Origin of the sequence: Actinomycetospora endophytica, assembly GCF_021026375.1 — a bacterium.
Taxonomy (GTDB): domain Bacteria; phylum Actinomycetota; class Actinomycetes; order Mycobacteriales; family Pseudonocardiaceae; genus Actinomycetospora; species Actinomycetospora endophytica.
The window spans coordinates 1-1134 of sequence record NZ_JAJNDB010000018.1; the positions used below are offsets into that span (position 1 = coordinate 1).

The 1134-nt window shown below is 74.3% G+C and carries 2 protein-coding genes; both read right to left on the reverse strand.

The window, feature by feature from the left end; all coding sequences use genetic code 11:
- Positions 1 to 91: 91 nt before the first annotated feature.
- Positions 92 to 625: an MmyB family transcriptional regulator gene (locus LQ327_RS33475; RefSeq protein WP_230741111.1), complete on the reverse strand. Its 534-nt coding sequence runs from the start codon at positions 623 to 625 to the stop codon at positions 92 to 94.
- A 92-nt stretch (positions 626 to 717) separates the two neighbouring features.
- Positions 718 to 1134: mannosyltransferase YkcB-related protein (locus tag LQ327_RS33480; RefSeq protein ID WP_504766760.1), on the reverse strand; the 417-nt coding region annotated here is incomplete at its 5' end.

Consider the following 1134-nt stretch of genomic DNA (forward strand, 5'->3'; position numbering starts at 1 on the left):
CAGCTCGGTGAATCGCTGCCGCTTGGCCGACTGCGGACGGCGACCAGGGCCCTTCTTGACACGACGCGTCGACAACACGACTCCCAAACGATCAAGGACGTGTTGCGACGCTCAGTGGAAACCGCCCCGTCGGATGATTCCATCGGGTGACCGCCCCGGTGAGCAGGTCGACGTCGTGACGCTGCCAGGCCACGCGGAACGCCGCGCTCGCCGCCGACAGCTCCTCGGTCAGCGCGACGACCCGCGGGTCGGTCAGGTCGGTGCCCACCGAGGCCCGGAACTCCGCGACCATCGCTCCGGCCTCGACGTCCCAGTCGGGGCGCAGCGCCCGCTCGGCCTCGTCGAGGAACATCGCGCGCAGGCGGTTGGCGCCCGGGCGGATCGCGGGGGAGAGCGCGCGGGCCGGGTCGTTGGCGGCGAGGACGTCGAACGCGCGGCTCTCGTTGGTGTCGCGGCCCTTCTCCAGGCGCAGGTAGTAGTCGACGCTGATCCCGGCGAGGGTGGCGACCTCCTCGCGGCGCAACCCCGGCGTCCGTCGACCGCCGGTGTCCGGGAGGCCCACGGCGGCCGGGCTGACCAGCTCCCGGCGCGCCCGCAGGTAGGCGCCCAGGACCGGCTCGACCACGCCGGTCACCCTAGGACGCGGCGTCCGGGTGGGGGTGTCGACGCGGCGGTGTCTCGAGGGAGGTGACACCGCCGCGTCGGCTCGCACCGCTGTCAGGGCAGCGGACGTTGCAGGTCGTAGACCGTGCGGCCGCCGACCTCGGACTTCTGGAAGTGACTGGTCACCCAGGAGGTGATCTGGCCGGTGGTGCCGCGGTTCATGAACCCGCCCATGCCGCCGCCTCCGGGAGCGCCGCCGGGCCGGTCGGCACCGCCGGGCTCGCCCGCGCCCATGCCGGGGAACATGCCGCCGCCGGGGCCGCCGCCCTCGATGAAGTAGCGGATCTGGCCGGTGGCGACGTCCTGCTGGAACTGCGCGAGGGTCGGGGCGGGGTCGCTGCCGCTGAAGCCGCCGATGGGCATGACCGGCACCCCGGAGGAGAGCTGCAGGCCGGCCTGGTTCATGGCGCCGGTGGTCGCGGCGGCCCAGCGGGTGCCGGCCGCCCGGAGGAGCGCCACCAGCTGCGGCGA